The sequence below is a fragment of the Chryseobacterium sp. T16E-39 genome (assembly GCF_002216065.1).
Classification (GTDB): Bacteria; Bacteroidota; Bacteroidia; order Flavobacteriales; family Weeksellaceae; genus Chryseobacterium.
The window spans coordinates 1,059,620-1,077,714 of the sequence record NZ_CP022282.1 but is presented as its reverse complement, the minus strand read 5'-3'; the positions used below and the strand labels follow the sequence as shown (position 1 = coordinate 1,077,714).

Sequence of the window (18,095 nt, the reverse complement as noted above, 5' to 3'; positions counted from 1 at the left end):
CGGAAACAGGAATAAAGACTTCACGCTTCCAACATCAAACCTCCGGCTTAAATAAGATACAAATATGACAACATTAGAAAAAGCGAAACTTTGGTTAAGTGAAACGTTTGATCAGGAAACAAGAGATGCTGTACAGGCATTAATTGATGGTAATTCTACTGATCTTGAAGATTCTTTTTACAGAGAATTGGAGTTTGGAACCGGAGGAATGAGAGGAATTATGGGGGTTGGAACCAATCGTTTAAATAAGTACACGTTAGGTCAAGCTACACAGGGACTTGCGAACTATATGTTAAAGCAATTTCCCAATGAGGAAATTAAAGTTGCGATAGCTTATGATGTTCGTCATAATTCCAAAGAATTTGGAAAATTAGTAGCTGATGTTTTGACGGCGAATGGAATAAAAGTATTGCTTTTTAAAGATCACAGGCCAACTCCTGAATTATCTTTTACGGTCCGTGATAAAAAATGTAATGGGGGAATTGTTTTAACGGCTTCTCATAATCCACCGGAATATAACGGATATAAAGTATATTGGAATGATGGGGCACAGATTGTTCCTCCACATGATGAAGCTATTATTAATGAAGTGTATTCTGTGAAATTTGAAGAGATCAAATTCAATGGGAATGATGATCTTATCGAATGGATCGGGCCTGAACAGGATGATGTATATATCGACGCCTGTATTGAAAATTCTACTTATCAGAACGTAGGAAAAGAGAATCTGAATATTGTTTTCACTTCTATCCACGGAACAACATATACCACGGTTCCAAAAGCTTTAGAAAAAGCTGGATTTAAAAAGGTAGATCTTGTAAAAGAACAGATGATTCCTAGTGGAAACTTTACGACAGTGGAATCTCCAAATCCTGAAGAACCGGCAGCATTAGAAATGGCGATGGATTTAGCCAAAATTACGAATGCTGATATTGTTATCGGAACAGATCCGGATGGTGACAGATTAGGAATTGCAGTGAGAAACCTTGATGGGGAAATGCAATTACTGAACGGTAATCAGACCAATACAATTCTTACGTATTACATCCTTAATGAATGGAGAAAACTTGGTAAAATAACAGGTAAAGAATTTATTGGTTCTACGATTGTAACTTCAGATATTTTCTTTGATATTGCTCAAAAATTTGGGGTAGCTTGCAAAGCAGGCCTTACAGGATTCAAGTGGATCGGAAAAATGATCCGTGAGGCTGAAGGAAAAGAAAAATTTATTTGTGGTGGAGAAGAAAGCTTTGGTTTTATGACCGGAGATTTTGTTCGTGATAAAGATTCTTGTGGAAGTATTCTTTTAGCTTGTGAAATTGCTGCATGGTGTAAAGCTAACGGGAGAACAATGTATCAGTACATGATAGAAATTTACCAGGAAACCGGAATGTATTACGAAGGATTGGTAAATCTTGTGAGAAAAGGAAGAGATGGTGCAGAAGAAATTCAGAATATGATGAAAAATTTCCGTGAAAATCCACCAAAAGAAATAGCTGGATCTTTAGTTGAAGAAGTAAAAGATTTTAAAGAGCAAACCAATTTTGTTGTTTCTAAAAATGAAAAACAAATCATGAACGATATTCCAAAATCCAATGTGCTGATTTACTACACTCAGGATGGAACTAAAGTTTGTGTAAGACCTTCTGGTACCGAACCTAAAATTAAATTTTACATCTCGGTAAAAGACAATATAACATCTGAAGCAGATTTTAGAGATAAATTGAAATCTTTAGATGAGAAAATTGAGCAGGTGAAAAATGATCTAAAGTTGAATTAAAATATAAGTTATGAGTTTTGAGTTATAAATTATGAGTGAAAGTATTATTGGGAAAAAGAGTTTTGAATTCGCAATACATATTGTCAATTTTTATAAAAGATTTAGTTCGGAAAAAAAAGAGTTTATATTATCCAAACAAATTTTACGTTCAGGAACATCTATAGGAGCAAATGTGAGAGAAGCACTAAATGCTCAAAGTAAAATGGATTTTATTCATAAATTATCGATTTCTCAAAAAGAATGTGATGAGACAATTTATTGGATTGAACTTTTGTTTGCCACTGATTATATTTCTAGAGAAGAATTTGAAAATCTTAAAAAACCGGCAATGGAAATTTTAAAAATACTCAGAAGTATTATAATAACGACTAAAAGCAAAAACTCATAATTCATAATTAATAACTTATAACATAAGTAAAAAACAATAAATTTTAAATAAAGTGAAAGTTTCAAAATTAGCGGCGAACCTGATTGGTTCTGAAATTGTAAAAATTGGTAATGAAGTAAATGATCTAAAGGCAAAGGGAGCGGAAATCGCCAATCTTACCATTGGCGACCTGAATTCTAATATCTATCCCATACCTGCAAAGTTGAAGGAAGAGATTCAGAAAGCTTATCAGAATAATCTGACGAATTATCCGCCAGCAAACGGACTTTTATCTTTAAGAAATGAAGTTTCTAAGGACCTTAAAACGAGATGGAATCTTGATTATTCAGCAAATGATATCTTAATTACTGCGGGTTCAAGACCTTTAATTTATGCTGTTTACAAAACAATAGTAGATGAAGGTGATAAAGTGATTTACCCAATTCCTTCTTGGAACAATAACCATTACGCCTATCTTACATCAGCTGATGCTATTGAAGTAAAAACAACGCCGGAAAATAATTTCTTACCCACCGCTGCAGATCTTAAACCTCACTTAAGTGGTGCTGTTTTAGTAGCACTTTGCTCACCATTGAATCCTACGGGGACTATGTTTACAAAGGAGCAGCTTTCAGATATCTGTGAATTGATCATAGAAGAAAACAAAAAAAGAGGGGAAGACGAAAAGCCGTTATATTTAATGTATGACCAAATCTATTCTAACCTTACTTTTGATGCAAAACATTACGATCCGGTTTCTCTTTTCCCTGAAATGAAAGAATATACGATCTATATCGATGGGATCTCAAAATGTCTGGCAGCTACCGGAGTTCGTGTAGGATGGGGATTCGGACCTGCTCATATTATTGATAAAATGAAAGCTCTTCTTACTCACGTGGGAGCGTGGGCACCAAAACCTGAACAGGAAGCAACAGCAAAATTCTATCAAAACCCTGATGATGTAAATACTTTCGTTAACGATTTTAAAGATAAATTGGAGGAAAGTCTGAAGGTTCTTCATAAAGGGATTCAGGATTTAAAAGGAAAGGGATTAGCGGTAGAAAGTATCGAGCCTATGGGAGCCCTTTATCTTACTATTAAATTAGATTATATCGGAAAAACTAAGCCAGATGGAAGTGTTATTGAAAATTCATCTGATCTTGGATTTTACTTAATTAATGAAGCTGGAGTGGCTTTAGTTCCTTTCTCTGCCTTTGGGGAAGAAAAATCAGAACCTTGGTTCCGTGCTTCTGTGGGCGGATTAGCAACTGATGAAATTTCTACAATGATGCCGAAATTAGAAAATGCTTTGAATAATTTAAAGTAATTTCAGTATAAACAATAGATGCTTCGACTTCGATCGGCATGACAATCGTGATCTTATCTGTGTGATTTAGCGATGTCACGCTGATGGGAGTCGAAGCTTTTTATAACTTATTCAGATGAAATACAAAAATGAAAAAGATTAGATTGATATTGTTACCCATGTCTATATGGATATCTTCCCAAAAGAGTGATAGCATCATCATTGAAAAACCAGTAAAGTCCCAAAGCTATACCCTTAAAGATGGTTCGGTAAGAACATATACCAAGCCCAAACTTTTCGAATTTATTACAAGAGTTCCTAAAGATTTTGTTGATACCAATAAGGATTTTGTTGCAAAAGATCATGCGTATTATTTAGGGGGTGCGGTAGCGAGTACTTTAGTACTTTTACCTTTTGATCAAAAGCTTATCGACAATTCAAGAGAGCTGGGAGAGAAATGGGGAATGAGTGCTGATAATAATTACACCAAAGTGGCAGGATTAATAAAAGTTCCAAAAGATATTGGGGCAGGGCTCTATTTGATAGGTAACGGTTCTACAGTTGTATTGTTAGGGATAGGTTTTGCCACTTATGGTTTGATAAAGGATGATTACAGGGCTCAGGCAACGGCAAGCGGTTTGATGGAAAGTTTAATACTATCAGGTGTTTTTTCCCAAACGATCAAAAGAGTCACAGGTAGGGAAAGCCCATTTATAGCAATACAAAATGGTAATTCTGGTGGACATTGGACTCCTTTTCCAAGTTTTTCAGCGTTCTCAAAAGATACTTCACGTTATGATGCGATGCCTTCGGGACACCTGACGACATTTATGTCTGCTATAACAGTTATTGCAGACAATTATCCTGATGCAGTATGGATTAAACCTGTGGGATATACATTAGCAGGTGCGTTGGCTTTCCAGATGATGCAAAGTCAGGTTCATTGGGCATCAGACTATCCTTTAGCTTTGCTGATGGGATATTTTATTGGCAAAACTATTTCTAAAAACAGATATACCGTTTCAGGATTTAGTGCAGGACATGTAAAATACAAGCTAAATTTTACCGCTTCAACCAGTTTGGGCTACAATATGATTGGTGTTAAACTTTCTTTTTAAAAAGAAAACCATATTTTGCCTATATTTAAGGAAAATTTTAAAAATTACCATCATTCAATGAAGATCATAGCTGTTATTCCCGCTCGTTATGAAGCAAGTCGTTTTCCAGGAAAATTAATGCAGGTTTTAGGTGATAAGACAGTGATTACAACTACTTATCAAAATGTTGTGGAAACCGGATTATTTGATGAAGTTTTTGTCGCCAGCGATTCTGAAATTATTTTTGAGGAAATTGTGCGTAATGGAGGAAAAGCTGTAATGACCGGCCAGCATGAAACAGGAAGTGATCGTATTGCAGAAGCTGTTCAGAATATAGACTGTGATATTGTTATTAATGTTCAGGGAGATGAACCTTTTTTAAAAACAGAACCGCTCAAACAGCTTATAGAAGTCTTTGAACAAGATGATAATCAGGAGATTTCATTAGCCTCTTTAAAAATAAAACTAACAGATAAAGAAGAAATTGAGAATCCTAATAATGTAAAAGTAATCACTGATAATAATGGATTTGCTCTGTATTTCAGCCGTTCTGTAATTCCTTTTCACAGGGAAACGTCTTACAATGTAGATTATTTTAAACATATCGGAGTCTATGCTTTCAGAAAACATGCATTGCTGCAATTTTCAAAACTGGAAATGAAACCTTTGGAAATTTCGGAAAAGATCGAGTGTATCCGCTATCTTGAATATGGAATGAAGATCAAGCTCATAGAGACCAACTTTATAGGAGTGGGGATTGATACTCCGGAGGACTTAGAAAAAGCCAGAAAATTGATAAACTAAATTGCCAATGGGCAAAAAGGGAGAAGAGTTGAATTGCAAAATCGCAGATTTGCAAAACTGTTACATGGGTAGATTTAGTGATTTTACATTTTTACAAATTTGCTTTTCTACAAATTCGCCTTATATTTGAATTATAAATTGATTGAATGAAGAAATTACTTTTAGTATTCGTACTGATTTATTCGCAATTTTCTTTTGCACAAACCGCAAAGGAAATTATAGATAAAAATATTGAACTGTCGGGCGGATTAACGAATTGGAAGCTGTTAAATTCTGTATTACTTCAAGGAAAAGTAGTTTTAGGAATAAAAGATGAATATCCTATAAAAATTTACCAACAGCGCCCGAATCTTACTAAAACGGTTCTTACCATTAATAATAAAGATACTGCTATTGAAGGCTTTGATGGAACCAAAGGATATGCAATGAATTATGCAACCAATAAAGTTCAGGAATATCCTAATTACATTCCGGAGAGTTTTGATAATGATTTTATTGATTGGGAGAATAAAGGTTTTGAGGCAAAATATTTAGGAAAGGAAAAAGTAGGGGATATCTATTGCCATAAAGTAGAATTGACTAAAAATGTAAATAAAAATTTCTACTATTTTGATACCAATACGTATATGCTTCTTAAGGAAATAAAAAAGGAAGAAACGTTAATCTATTCAGATTATAAAAAAGTAGGAAATCTTGTGATGCCTTTCAGAATAGAATCTTCAAGTTCTAAAAAGGATGGGGATTTTGTGATGCAGATTAATAAGATAGATGTCAATAAAGTATTCCCTGCCAATACTTTTAAATTCTAGGATTTTAAGTTACCATAAAAATAATCGCAGCAACGCTGCCAACTAATACAATATACTCATGAAAAAGATTTTCTTATTGCTGCTTTCTTTTGTAGCATTTTTACAGAGTTGTACCAATCAAAAAAGTGAAATTTCTAAAGCTAAAACCAACGAACTTATGGGAAAAACAATATATGATTTCAAAGTGGAAAGCCTTGATGGTAAAGAGATCAATTTTGCTGATTTTAAAGGAAAAAAAATTCTTATTGTAAATACAGCTTCAGAGTGTGGTTTTACTCCACAATATGCTGATTTAGAGAAAGTATATGAAGAGTATAAGGATAAATTGGTAATCGTTGGATTCCCTGCCAATAACTTTGGAGGCCAGGAGCCAGGAACAAATACTGAGATCGGTGCATTTTGCCAGAAAAATTATGGGGTGACTTTTCCACTGGCAGCAAAGGTTTCTGTAAAAGGTGATGATACAGCTCCTATTTTTAAATATCTTACAGAGAAAGACCTGAATGGGGTAAAGAATACTACTATTCTGTGGAATTTCACGAAGTTCCTGATAGATGAAAATGGTAAATTAGTAGATAGTTTTGTAAGTACAACCAAACCAACAGACCAGGCGATTACAAAATATTTGAAATAAATATAAAAAAGTATATTTTTACGAAGTGGATGGTTTCATCCACTTTTTTTATTACCTATTCTTAAACAAATAAAACGTTAACTCATGAAAAAAATATTTTTCGCACTTTGTGTCCTGGCTTCTTTTATCTTGGGGTTTGCTTTTAAATCGGTTACAGAAAATAGTTCTGATGATTTGAAAAGAGTCACAGGGATTGGTGGAATTTTCTTTAAATGTAAAGACCCTAAAAAAATGAGAGAGTGGTATAAAGACCATTTAGGCCTTAATACTAATGAATACGGAGCTGTATTTGAATGGTTCCAAGGGGCTGATAATTCTAAAAAAGGATTTTCACAGTGGAGTCCCTTTAATGAAAAAACAAAATACTTTCAGCCTTCTGAAAAAGAATTTATGATCAACTATCGGGTTCAGAATCTTGAAAAACTGGTTGAAGAATTAAAAAAGAAAATGTGACTATCGTTGATAAGATTGAAACCTATGAATATGGAAAGTTCGTCCACATAATGGATATAGAAGGAAACAAAATTGAGCTTTGGGAACCTAATGATGTTGAATATGAAAAATTGGGACAAAGTATGGGAAGTAAGACGACGAAATAGTTGAGATGCGAGGTGCGAGGTGCGAGATCCGAGTTAAGAGTTGAGAGTGGAAAATTGAAAGTTAAAATGTAGATAGTAAAAAGTTATAATGTGAAATTACTATTCCACAAACTTGTATCCCGAATCCCGTAACTCGAATCCCGCAAACTTTCCACTTTCAATTCTCAATTTTCAACTCCTATTCATTCGTCTTCTCTGCAAAACAAAAAATATTTCCCAATTTGATACTGGAGTAGCCGTTGCTTTTGATCTTTGAAGAGTTGATCATCGCCTTTGCTAAAATATCTGTAGGTAATGGTTTTTGACTTTCTAAAAGGCCTATCTTATTAGCAAATTTTATAATCCGGCTACCCAGAACTTCTCCAGTTCTGTCTGAATCTTTTCTTTCCAGCATACCAGGTTTGAAAATGGTGATCTTATTAAAATGAAGTTGCTTTACCGCATCTTCAAGTTCACCTTTCATTTTAGAGTAGAAAATTTTTGATTTAGGATTAGCACCATACGCTGAAACAAGAATGTAATCATCGACATTATTTTCTTTAGCAGCCTTAGCAAACTGATATTGGTAATCGAAATCCACTTTTCTCTGGGCTTCTTTGCTACCTGCAGTTTTCAAAGTTGTTCCCAGACAGGAAAAAGCAACATCGCCTTTTACAGAATCTTTCCATTCATTAGGATTCTCAAAATTTACCACATGAACATTTAGTTTATCACTCTTAATATCCAAAGGTTTTCTAACAAAGACATCGACTTCGTCAAACTCTTTATCATTCAATAATTGGGCGACCAAATCTTTACCTGTAGCACCTGTAGCGCCTATTACTAAAGCTTTCATAATAAATGTAATTAGTGATGTTGGATAGTTTTTCTTTTCCTTTTTTAAATTTACTAAATTTTGATTAATAAAAGAAAGATTAAAAAATTAACACGCTACAGGTGAAATTATTCACTAAAAATTATTATTGAATAAAGCGAAAACATGCTCTGAAATTTTATCAAAATTTGTTAAGTTTGTGTTGAACCTATTACAATTATTATGGAAACATTAAAAACAGTTAGCACTCAGTATGGAGATGTTAGAGGCATTAAAACAGAGGATGGCATTTTAACATTTAAAGGGATTCCTTATGCTGCCCCACCAGTTGGTGCAAACCGTTTTCAACCACCCCAACCTCCGATGCCATGGACGGATGTCAAAGATGCAACACAATATGGGGCCACTCCGCCGCAAATAACTCCCCACTCCGGACCATTTGCAAAATTATTAGCTAATGTGGTGATTCCGGGAGACGATTATTTAAACCTTAATATTTGGACTTCTGATATTGTTGGAAAAAAGCCTGTTATGGTTTTTATTTACGGAGGTGCTTTTACTTTGGGATCAGGTGCTGTTCCAGGCTATAATGGGCATAATTTTGCACGGGATGGTGTTGTTTTGGTTACTATAAATTATCGGATTGGTATTGAGGGATTTTTATGGTTTGGCGATGGAATACCTAATCTTGGTATACTCGACCAGATTGCTGCACTAAAATGGGTTCAGGACAATATTGCAAACTTTGGCGGCGATCCGGATAATGTTACTATTTTCGGTGAATCCGCTGGTGGAATGAGTGTTTGTACTTTGCTGGCAATGAAAGAAGCAGAAGGCCTATTTCGACGGGCTATTGCTGAATCGGGAGCAGGACATTCTGTAATAAGTCCTTCCTCTGCAAAGCTCATCGGTACCAGACTTGCTGAAATACTCGGTGTTGAACCAACACGCGAAGCAATTGGACAGGTTAGTCTTGAAAAGCTTTTTGCTGCACAGGAAAAATTGGGATCTGAAATTATGGCTAATCCTTCAACAAAACTATGGGGTGAGGCTGCATTCAACTTAATGCCCTTTGAACCGGTAGTTGATGGTCAGTTATTAACAGCAACTCCTATAGAATGCATTGCTAAAGGTGCAAGTAAAAACATTGATATCCTAATTGGTAATAATAGTCAGGAATTTAGATTATTTCTTGTACCGGATGGTGTCATATCAAAAATTACCGATACTGCTTTAAATGCTGCTGCAGCTGCTTATGGGCTATCTGCTGCAGCTATTCAACTCTATAAGACAAACCGTGTAGATAGTTCTCCCGGTGACGTGCTAAGTGCAATTATTACAGATTGGTTTTACCGTATTCCTGCTCTGCGGGTTGCAGAGATGCATGGCGGTAATACGCATGTATATGAATTTTCCTGGGAATCACCTGCATGTAATCATTTACTTGGAGCTTGCCATGGTCTTGAAGTTGCCTTTGTATTTGATAATCTGAATGATGCCAGTTTTACTGAAATATTAGGCAATCAACTTCCGCAGGAATTAGCTACCAATGTACATAAGACATGGATCAATTTTGCTACTCATGGAAACCCTGGTTGGGGTGCTTATAGCACTAACAATCGTATATGTATGCGTTTTGATACGGTATCACAAATTACCATCGACGATAGAGCTGAGGAGCGTTCTGTTTGGGATGGGATTAGGTAATTAAAAGATTAAAAGAACTTCCTAAACACTAATTTTGCTATCAGCTATCAGCTATCAACTTTCCATTTTCAACTTTCAACTAACACCAACAAACTATGGACGCCAACGAAATACTAGATTACTGTCTTGCAAAAAAAGGAGTAACAGAAACTTTTCCTTTCGATAATGAAACACTTGTTATGAAAGTAGGAACAAAGATGTTTTTGTTAATGGGACTGGAAAGGCAACCTTTAGGTATTAATGTAAAGACAGATCCCGAATGGAGTGCTGAACTTCGTGAACAATACCCGCAAATTACCGGAGCTTATCATATGAATAAAACCCACTGGAATTCAGTTTCAGTGGACGGGTTGAAAAGGGATCTGATTTTTAAGCTGATTGATCAGTCGTATGATCTGGTGTTTTCTTCATTAACGAAAAAAGGGCGGGAGGAAATTATAAACAGTTAAAAGTTAAATTCTTCAGTAAGTCTTTTATCCTCATCCAGTCTTTCAATTAATTTTTCAAGACCTTCAAATTTGATTTCTTCGTGAAGAAAATCCCTGAATCTTACCGTGATTTCCTGATCGTAGATATCTTTATTAAAATCAAGGATATAAACTTCAACGGTTAAAGTATCACCGTTCACTGTGGGGTTGGTTCCAACACTAAGCATTCCTTTATATGGTTGATCATTTATTTCAACTTCAACAATATATGCTCCTTTTTTAGGAAGTAATTTAATTGAATCTGTTCCAATATTAGCGGTCGGATATCCAATTGTACGTCCTATTTTTTTTCCATGAATTACTTTTCCGGAAACAGAGTAGGAGTAGCCCAGCATTTCGTTGGCTGCTATTATATTTCCTGCTAAGAGTGCATTTCTGATTTTTGTAGAACTGATATTGTTTTCGTGGATGTTGATCGCTTCCATCTGTTCCACTTCGAAATCTAATTCCTTTGATAGCTTTTGAAGGAGTTCGAAGTTTCCACTTTTATTTTTTCCGAAAGAATGATCGTATCCTATGATAAGGTATTTTACATTCAGCTTATCGACAAGGATCTGGCGAACAAATTCTTCTCCGGTAAGGTTTCTGAACTCTTCATCAAATTCCTTTAAAAATAAAGTATTGATGCCATATTTTTCGATCAGAAGTTTCTTTTCATCTAATGTATTTAAAAGCTTTAAATCTTCATTGGGATTAAAAACAAATCTCGGATGTGGCCAAAAAGTAAGGATAGCAGTCTCCAATTCGTTATCTGAACCTACTTTTTTTAATTCGTCTATAATACATTTATGTCCAAGATGCACTCCGTCAAACATTCCTAAAGACAATGCTAGAGGCTTTTGAGAGGAATAATCTTTAAAATTCTTGAAAACTTTCAAAACGGAAAAAATTTGACTGCAAATATAGAGCGTTTAAAATAATCTATTAGTATATCATAAGAGTTATTTTCAATAAGAAAATTAGATAACTCATTAATTTTAAAATAGTATAATTTAAATATTCACTAATTAATAATTAAAATAATTGTGAAATATTCAGATATTGATCTGAAATTTCATATTTAATACAGCAAGTTTTCTAACCTGAAACCTAATTCCTAATTCATTTTACCTTATCAAAAAGCATGATAAAAATCTTTTTTTTAGGAATTGTGGGTTTATGAAGAATCATTATATTTGCACCAAGAAAAAATTTAGCAATGGCAAACCAAATTAAAGGAAAAATTTCTCAAATTATTGGTCCGGTAATCGACGTAGTTTTTACAAATGTGGAATCAATCCCAAGTATTTACGACGCGTTAGAAATTACTAAAGGAAACGGTGAAAAAGTAGTCTTAGAAGTAGAACAACATATTGGAGAAGATACAGTAAGATGTATCGCAATGGATGCTACAGATGGTCTTCAAAGAGGGCAGGAAGTAACTGGATACGGAAATCCTATTACTATGCCAATCGGTGAGGCTGTAAACGGACGATTATTCAACGTTGTTGGTGATGCTATCGATGGGCTTCAAAACATCTCTAAAGAGGGTGGATTACCAATCCACAGAGAAGCTCCAAAATTTGATCAACTTTCAACTTCTGCAGAAGTTTTATTTACAGGTATTAAAGTAATCGACTTAGTTGAGCCTTACGCAAAAGGAGGTAAAATTGGATTGTTCGGTGGTGCTGGTGTAGGTAAAACAGTATTGATCCAGGAGTTGATTAATAATATTGCAAAAGGACACGGTGGTCTTTCAGTTTTCGCTGGAGTAGGTGAAAGAACGAGAGAAGGAAATGACCTTTTGAGAGAGATGCTTGAATCAGGAATTATCAAGTATGGTGATGACTTTATGCACTCTATGGAAAACGGAGGTTGGGATCTTTCTAAAGTAGATTTAGAAGCGATGAAAGATTCTAAAGCGGCATTCGTTTTCGGACAGATGAACGAGCCACCAGGAGCAAGAGCTAGAGTAGCACTTTCTGGTCTTACATTAGCTGAATACTATAGAGATGGTGGAGAAAGCGGACAAGGTAGAGACGTTCTATTCTTCGTAGATAATATCTTCCGTTTTACACAAGCTGGTTCTGAGGTATCTGCACTTCTTGGGCGTATGCCTTCTGCGGTAGGTTACCAACCGACACTTGCTTCTGAGATGGGAGCGATGCAGGAAAGAATTACTTCTACTAAAAACGGATCTATTACTTCAGTACAGGCAGTATATGTACCTGCGGATGACTTAACTGACCCGGCTCCGGCAACTACGTTTGCTCACTTGGATGCTACAACAGTATTAGATAGAAAAATTGCTTCTTTAGGTATTTATCCGGCAGTAGATCCATTGGCTTCTACTTCTAGAATCCTTGCACCGGAAATTATCGGAGAAGAGCATTATAACTGTGCTCAAAGAGTAAAAGAAATTCTTCAGAGATATAAAGCACTTCAGGATATCATTGCTATCCTTGGTATGGAAGAACTTTCTGAAGAAGATAAATCTGTTGTTTACCGTGCTAGAAAAGTTCAGAGATTCTTATCTCAGCCTTTCCACGTTGCAGAACAGTTTACAGGTATTCCAGGATCATTGGTAGATATTAAAGATACTATTAAAGGATTCAACATGATTATGGATGGTGAATTGGATCACTTACCGGAAGCTGCTTTCAACTTGAAGGGAACTATCGAAGAAGCTATTGCAGCAGGACAAAAAATGTTAGCTGATAACGCATAATACTGCTAATTGCTGATAGCAAATAGCTATTAGCCAAAAGCCAAAAGCAATTAAAATGAATATAAAAATTTTAACACCAGAACACGTTGTTTTTGAAGGTGAAGTAAATTCAGTATTACTGCCTGGAAAAAATGGTGAATTTCACATCATGAAAAACCACGCGGGGATCGTTTCTTCTTTAATTAACGGTAAGGTAAAGTTATTTGTTAATTCTGTAGATGAAACATATACTAAAAACTTTACAAGAGAGAATGAAAAGGATTCAGTTTTTTCTTATCCTATCAAAAGCGGTGTTGTAGAATTTAATCATAATAAAGGGATTATCCTTTGTGAGTAATTAAATGAAAAGCTAAATATATTTTCAAAAAAGTGTAACTTTGGTTACACTTTTTTTATGCCTTGTAGAAATCTGATTTTATGAAAAAGAGTATAATCGTGTTGTTTACAGTTTTGGGAATTTTACTGAATGCTCAGAATTTTAAAACCAAAAGAGGTATTGTAAGTCTTGATGGAATACATGTTGCAAAAATTTCTAATAAGTCGAGCGAATATACTTTTATGGATCTGAAAGAAACTCCCATCTATACCATTCAGTTTATTGATAAAAGTATTGTAGATTCTGTAAGAGATAGCTATATCACCCTGAATAGAGTATATAACAGGGATAAAACAATAGAACTCGATTATATATCTCCATCAGCATTTTCGGGTGAAGAAAGATCAGCGGTCTATACTTCCATAAAAGGATTAAAACTCATTGACAATAAGGGGATCAATATCAAAAATTTAGATGAACTTTTTACAAATACGCCCAAACGGAAACTTGATGCGAAAACCAAAGATGCTTATTCGATAAGAAGTAAAATTGATAAACTTAAAATTGAAGTGAATAGTGTTGGCGAAATTTTAAGCAATGGAGTTCCGGTAGGGTATTTTACTAATTTACCAGTAAGCTTTGGATCTGATGATAGGATTGCTGAAAAGACTTTTGTTGATATTGAAATCTATGATGCCAAGAGTAAATATATTGGAAAGTATATTACAACCACAAAACAGATCAAAACGGCAGCTGGAAAAACGTTTACGTTATACAGAGAGATGTCTGGAAGAGCTTCTATACTGAAATTTCCTACATATAAATCCATTGTCGAGCGAATGGCAATTTTAGATCCAAGCTTTATTGCTAAACCTCAGGAAAAAGTTGTTGTCGGTCAGGTTGTAAAAGAGGGTGTTGAAAAATAAAAATTTATTTAGATTAAACATTTAACAGGAAATCAAATCCGAGTCATCTGAAAAACCTACAACCGAATTATAAAGCCATCAATAGAAACGGGCTTTAGCCCGTTATATAATATACAATGTACCAATTGGCTTTAGCCAAAACATATAACATTAGCATCTGAAGCGTATACAGCTATTTTCCACAACCTTTGTCATTCTGCAAGAATCTCGGCACACTTTACAAAATTCATAATCTAGATTCCTACGGAATGACAAACGGTATGTTTGAGCTTTTTTTTAAAATCATTGTTATGAACTCAGTTACAAACTTAGACTCCATACAAAATAAAATCTGTTTTTATCTTTAAGAGAATGAGGAGCGATCAATAGAAACGGGCTTTAGCCCGTTATATAAAATACAATGTACCAATTGGCTTTAGCCAAAACATAGAACATTAGTATCTGAAGCGTATATTTTTCTACAACCTTTGTCATTCCGTAGGAATCTCAGCACACTTTGTAAAATTCATAATTTAGATTCCTACGGAATGACAAACGGTATGTTTGAGCTTTTTTTAAAATCATTGTTATGAGCTCTGTTACAAACTTAGACCATATACAAATTAAAATCTGTTTTTATCTTTAAGAGAATGAGGAGCGATCAATAGAAACGGGCTTTAGCCCGTTACATAAAATACAATGTACCAATTGGCTTTAGCCAAAACATATAACATTAGCATCTGAAGCGTATACAGCTATTTTCCACAACCTTTGTCATTCTGCAAGAATCTCGGCACACTTTACAAAATTCATAATCTAGATTCCTACGGAATGACAAGCTCTATGTTTAAGTAGCTTTGCTAAATCTGCTAAATCTGCTAAATCAGCGAGAAAAAAATAACTATGAAATCAAATTTAAAGATTCTTTATCTCACTTAACAATTTTAAATACCACATTACAGACTCAGGATCACTCCATTTTCTTTAAGCTGCTGTATGGGTTTTGAAAACCAGAACAACTCAAAATCTTCAAAATTCTCTTCAAATTGAGTCTTAAGCTGTTGCAACGTAATTTTCTTTGCATTTTCCGGAGCGTTTTCGGCCAGTATTTCCATGAGCCATTCAGCTTTTTCCTGTTCTATATCAACTTTTACAATATTGGTCTTTAAATGGAATGTCAGCTGGGTATATGGCCAGGAATTTTGTTTTTTTGTTTTTATGTAATTCTCGGCAATAACATTTCTATCCAGAAAAACAATTTTTGAATTTCCTTTGAAAACAAAATTATCATCTTCTAATAAACAATCGTGAATATAGTCCGGATGAACTGTTGTTTTGGGTATTTTAAAATCGAACCAATCCTGAAGCGGTATTTCAAAATTGATTCCATGCATATAATTGAACAGGGATTTCTTAAGCCCGAAACTAAATTTACTGTGATCAATTCCCGTTTTATCTGTAAAATCAATATCATTATTCGCAAACAAAATTTCCTGCTTAATGGGAGTGACTCCAAATTCCTCAGGATTTAATCCGACAGGAGAGTGGGCAGTCATCGCAAACTGATGCCAGAATCCGCTTTGCAAAATTCCCATTTCAAATAATTGGCGGACCATCTCTAAAGAATCTACCGTTTCCTGAATAGTTTGGGTAGGGTAGCCATACATCAGATATGCATGAATCATCACTCCGGCTTCGGTAAAATTTCTTGTTACCTGAGCCACCTGTTCTACAGAGATTCCTTTATCAATTAATTTTAATAGACGATCACTGGCAACTTCCAGACCTCCGGAAACAGCTACGCAGCCGGAGAGTTTAAGTAAAAAGCATAGGTCTTTGGTAAAGCTTTTTTCAAATCGAATATTTGTCCACCAGGTAACCACTAAATTTCTCCGTAAAATCTCTAAGGCTACTTCTCTCATCAATGCAGGAGGTGCTGCTTCATCCACAAAATGGAATCCTGTTTCTCCCGTATCCCTGATGAGTTCTTCCATTCTGTCCACGAGAATTTTAGCAGAAATAGGTTCGTAAATTTTGATATAGTCCAATGAGATATCACAAAAAGTACATTTCCCCCAATAGCAGCCATGTGCCATTGTAAGCTTATTCCATCTTCCGTCACTCCATAAGCTGTGCATTGGATTGGCAATTTCAATGACTGAAATGTATTTATCCAACTGCAGGTCGGTGTATTCTGGCGTTCCTACCTGAGCTTGCTTGTAATCGTGTCTTTTTGAATTGTTTTTATAAGTTACCTTCTGGTTTTCAATTAAAAAAGTACGTTTAAACTCTGCATTTTCCGTTGGGAAGTTTAGATTTTCATAAAGAAGCTCAATAGGAAGCTCACCATCATCCAAGGTAATAAAATCAAAAAATTCGAAAACCCGGGCATCTTTTATTTCCCTTAATTCAGTGTTGGGAAACCCACCTCCCATAGCGGTTTTAATGTGAGGGAAATTTTCTTTAATATATTTGGCACATCTGAAAGCTGAATACAAATTTCCAGGAAAGGGAATGGAAAAACAAACTAACTTCGGCTGAACCTCTTCTAATTTTATCCTGAGGATTTCGAGGGTGATGTCATCTATAAATGTTTGATCATCCAATAATTTTGAATATAGTTCATCAAAAGAATTGGCACTTTTTCCCAAACGCTCTGCGTAACGACTGAAACCAAAATCGGAATCTATGTTTTCAACAATATAATCAGATAAGTCTTCTAAATATAAGGTAGCTAAGTGTTTAGCTTTATCCTGTAATCCCATATTTCCGAAGGCAAATTCCATATCATCCAACTGATTGAATCTGGAAGCCTCAGGTAAAAAATTCATGCTGCAGATCTGTCTGGCCAACGTAGGATTTTTACCCTGTAAGAAATGTATAACCTGATCAATTGTTTTTACATATTCATCTCTTAAGGAAAAGATCCGCTGAGTATTTTCTGAAACATTTTTAAGATCAACTTTTTTGGAAAAGATTTTTTGAAGGCCGTTTTTTGAAAATAACTCCAAAATAACTTCAATCCCCAAATCGATCTGGTAGCTGGAAATATTTTTGGTGTTTAAAAAACCTTTAATATAAGCTGTTGCAGGATAAGGAGTATTAAGTTGAGTGAATGGCGGAGTAATAAGAAGAAGATCTTTCAATAGAAAATTTTTACAAATTTATTGAAATTATTACAGGTGTGCCATACAAAAAGTAAAAGGTGTACAAAAGATAGGAGAGACCTATTTCTGTAAGCCGTATTTAGTGATCGTGGAATTTATTTTTTTTATCCATTCAGTAGGCTTTGTAGAGTATCCTGAAGAAGCTATTGCTTTCACCCAATCATTGGAGTTGTTATTGTCCTTTAATTTGCTGTAAAGCTTCTTTTTTGAAAGGAGCAGACAGAAGGCTTCATAACTTTCCCGAACTGAGGTAAAACTCTTAAATCGGGAGGTATTGATGTTATTCTTTCCATGAATTCCAAAATGATTATTAAGCGTCTTGCTCGCTTTGCTGGTTCCTGCTCCGGATTCAACAATAGCAATCGCCAATATAATTGAGCTGGGAATTCCGTACTGTTTTGAAAGGTCTGTGGCGATATCCTTATAGTTATCAATATATGAGCGCTGGGCATTAGCCGTGGTGAAAAAAAATGTCAGAAAAAGACTAAGAATTGCTATTGTACTATTTTTAGATTTTTTCATATAAATTTATTTTGATACCAATTTATAAGATGAAATGGAGTCTTAAAAACGCTGATGATCAACATGTTTTTTC

General features: G+C 34.8%; 16 protein-coding genes and 1 pseudogene. 13 read left to right on the top strand and 4 right to left on the bottom strand.

Annotation, left to right across the window (positions count from 1 at the left end; all coding sequences use genetic code 11):
• Positions 1-64: 64 nt before the first annotated feature.
• The 8 genes and pseudogenes from CEY12_RS04685 (at position 65) to CEY12_RS04650 (ending at position 7,396) form a co-directional block, all read left to right on the top strand.
• On the top strand, positions 65-1,780 hold the full coding sequence (locus tag CEY12_RS04685; protein ID WP_089026584.1) for a phospho-sugar mutase: 1,716 nt from the start codon (positions 65-67) through the stop codon (positions 1,778-1,780).
• Positions 1,781-1,811: 31 nt separating this feature from the next.
• Entirely contained in the window at positions 1,812-2,168 is a 357-nt protein-coding gene (locus CEY12_RS04680) for a four helix bundle protein (RefSeq protein WP_089026583.1), read from the top strand.
• Positions 2,169-2,220: 52 nt separating this feature from the next.
• Positions 2,221-3,474 (top strand): pyridoxal phosphate-dependent aminotransferase, encoded by a 1,254-nt coding sequence (locus CEY12_RS04675; protein WP_089026582.1) that lies wholly within the window; start codon positions 2,221-2,223, stop codon positions 3,472-3,474.
• Between the two features lie 128 nt (positions 3,475-3,602).
• Entirely contained in the window at positions 3,603-4,571 is a 969-nt protein-coding gene (locus tag CEY12_RS04670) for a phosphatase PAP2 family protein (RefSeq protein WP_089026581.1), read from the top strand.
• A gap of 57 nt (positions 4,572-4,628) precedes the next feature.
• A complete protein-coding gene (gene kdsB / locus CEY12_RS04665) occupies positions 4,629-5,354 on the top strand; it encodes a 3-deoxy-manno-octulosonate cytidylyltransferase (protein WP_089026580.1) in 726 nt (241 codons plus the stop codon).
• Between the two features lie 146 nt (positions 5,355-5,500).
• Positions 5,501-6,163: a histidine kinase gene (locus CEY12_RS04660; protein WP_089026579.1), complete on the top strand. Its 663-nt coding sequence runs from the start codon at positions 5,501-5,503 to the stop codon at positions 6,161-6,163.
• A gap of 58 nt (positions 6,164-6,221) precedes the next feature.
• On the top strand, positions 6,222-6,797 hold the full coding sequence (locus tag CEY12_RS04655; protein WP_089026578.1) for a glutathione peroxidase: 576 nt from the start codon (positions 6,222-6,224) through the stop codon (positions 6,795-6,797).
• Positions 6,798-6,971: 174 nt separating this feature from the next.
• A pseudogene (locus CEY12_RS04650) lies at positions 6,972-7,396 on the top strand (VOC family protein).
• A gap of 178 nt (positions 7,397-7,574) precedes the next feature.
• Here CEY12_RS04650 and CEY12_RS04645 read toward each other — a convergent pair.
• On the bottom strand, positions 7,575-8,231 hold the full coding sequence (locus tag CEY12_RS04645) for an NAD(P)H-binding protein (protein WP_089026577.1): 657 nt from the start codon (positions 8,229-8,231) through the stop codon (positions 7,575-7,577).
• A gap of 201 nt (positions 8,232-8,432) precedes the next feature.
• Between CEY12_RS04645 and CEY12_RS04640 the strand changes: the two genes are divergently transcribed.
• On the top strand, positions 8,433-9,917 hold the full coding sequence (locus CEY12_RS04640) for a carboxylesterase/lipase family protein (RefSeq protein WP_089026576.1): 1,485 nt from the start codon (positions 8,433-8,435) through the stop codon (positions 9,915-9,917).
• A 95-nt stretch (positions 9,918-10,012) separates the two neighbouring features.
• Positions 10,013-10,366, top strand: coding sequence for an MmcQ/YjbR family DNA-binding protein (locus tag CEY12_RS04635; RefSeq protein ID WP_089026575.1), 354 nt, complete (start codon positions 10,013-10,015; stop codon positions 10,364-10,366).
• Here CEY12_RS04635 and CEY12_RS04630 read toward each other — a convergent pair.
• Positions 10,363-11,283 carry a bifunctional riboflavin kinase/FAD synthetase gene (locus CEY12_RS04630; RefSeq protein ID WP_089026574.1) on the bottom strand — a complete coding sequence of 307 codons (921 nt, stop codon included), beginning with the start codon at positions 11,281-11,283 and terminating at the stop codon, positions 10,363-10,365. The genes CEY12_RS04635 and CEY12_RS04630 overlap by 4 nt on opposite strands.
• Positions 11,284-11,603: 320 nt before the next feature.
• On the opposite strand from CEY12_RS04630, the gene atpD reads away from it, so the two are divergent.
• The 3 genes from atpD (at position 11,604) to CEY12_RS04615 (ending at position 14,354) form a co-directional block, all read left to right on the top strand.
• Positions 11,604-13,112, top strand: a complete 1,509-nt coding sequence (atpD, locus tag CEY12_RS04625) for a F0F1 ATP synthase subunit beta (RefSeq protein ID WP_089026573.1) — start codon at positions 11,604-11,606, stop codon at positions 13,110-13,112.
• 55 nt (positions 13,113-13,167) lie between these two features.
• On the top strand, positions 13,168-13,449 hold the full coding sequence (locus CEY12_RS04620) for a FoF1 ATP synthase subunit delta/epsilon (protein WP_089026572.1): 282 nt from the start codon (positions 13,168-13,170) through the stop codon (positions 13,447-13,449).
• Positions 13,450-13,529: 80 nt separating this feature from the next.
• Positions 13,530-14,354: a hypothetical protein gene (locus CEY12_RS04615; RefSeq protein ID WP_089026571.1), complete on the top strand. Its 825-nt coding sequence runs from the start codon at positions 13,530-13,532 to the stop codon at positions 14,352-14,354.
• Between the two features lie 935 nt (positions 14,355-15,289).
• On the opposite strand, the gene CEY12_RS04610 is transcribed toward CEY12_RS04615, so the two are convergent.
• Complete coding sequence (locus CEY12_RS04610; RefSeq protein WP_089026570.1) at positions 15,290-17,479, bottom strand: B12-binding domain-containing radical SAM protein; 2,190 nt, start codon at positions 17,477-17,479, stop codon at positions 15,290-15,292.
• Positions 17,480-17,560: 81 nt separating this feature from the next.
• Positions 17,561-18,022, bottom strand: a complete 462-nt coding sequence (locus tag CEY12_RS04605; RefSeq protein WP_089026569.1) for a glucosaminidase domain-containing protein — start codon at positions 18,020-18,022, stop codon at positions 17,561-17,563.
• Between the last annotated feature and the right edge of the window lie 73 nt (positions 18,023-18,095).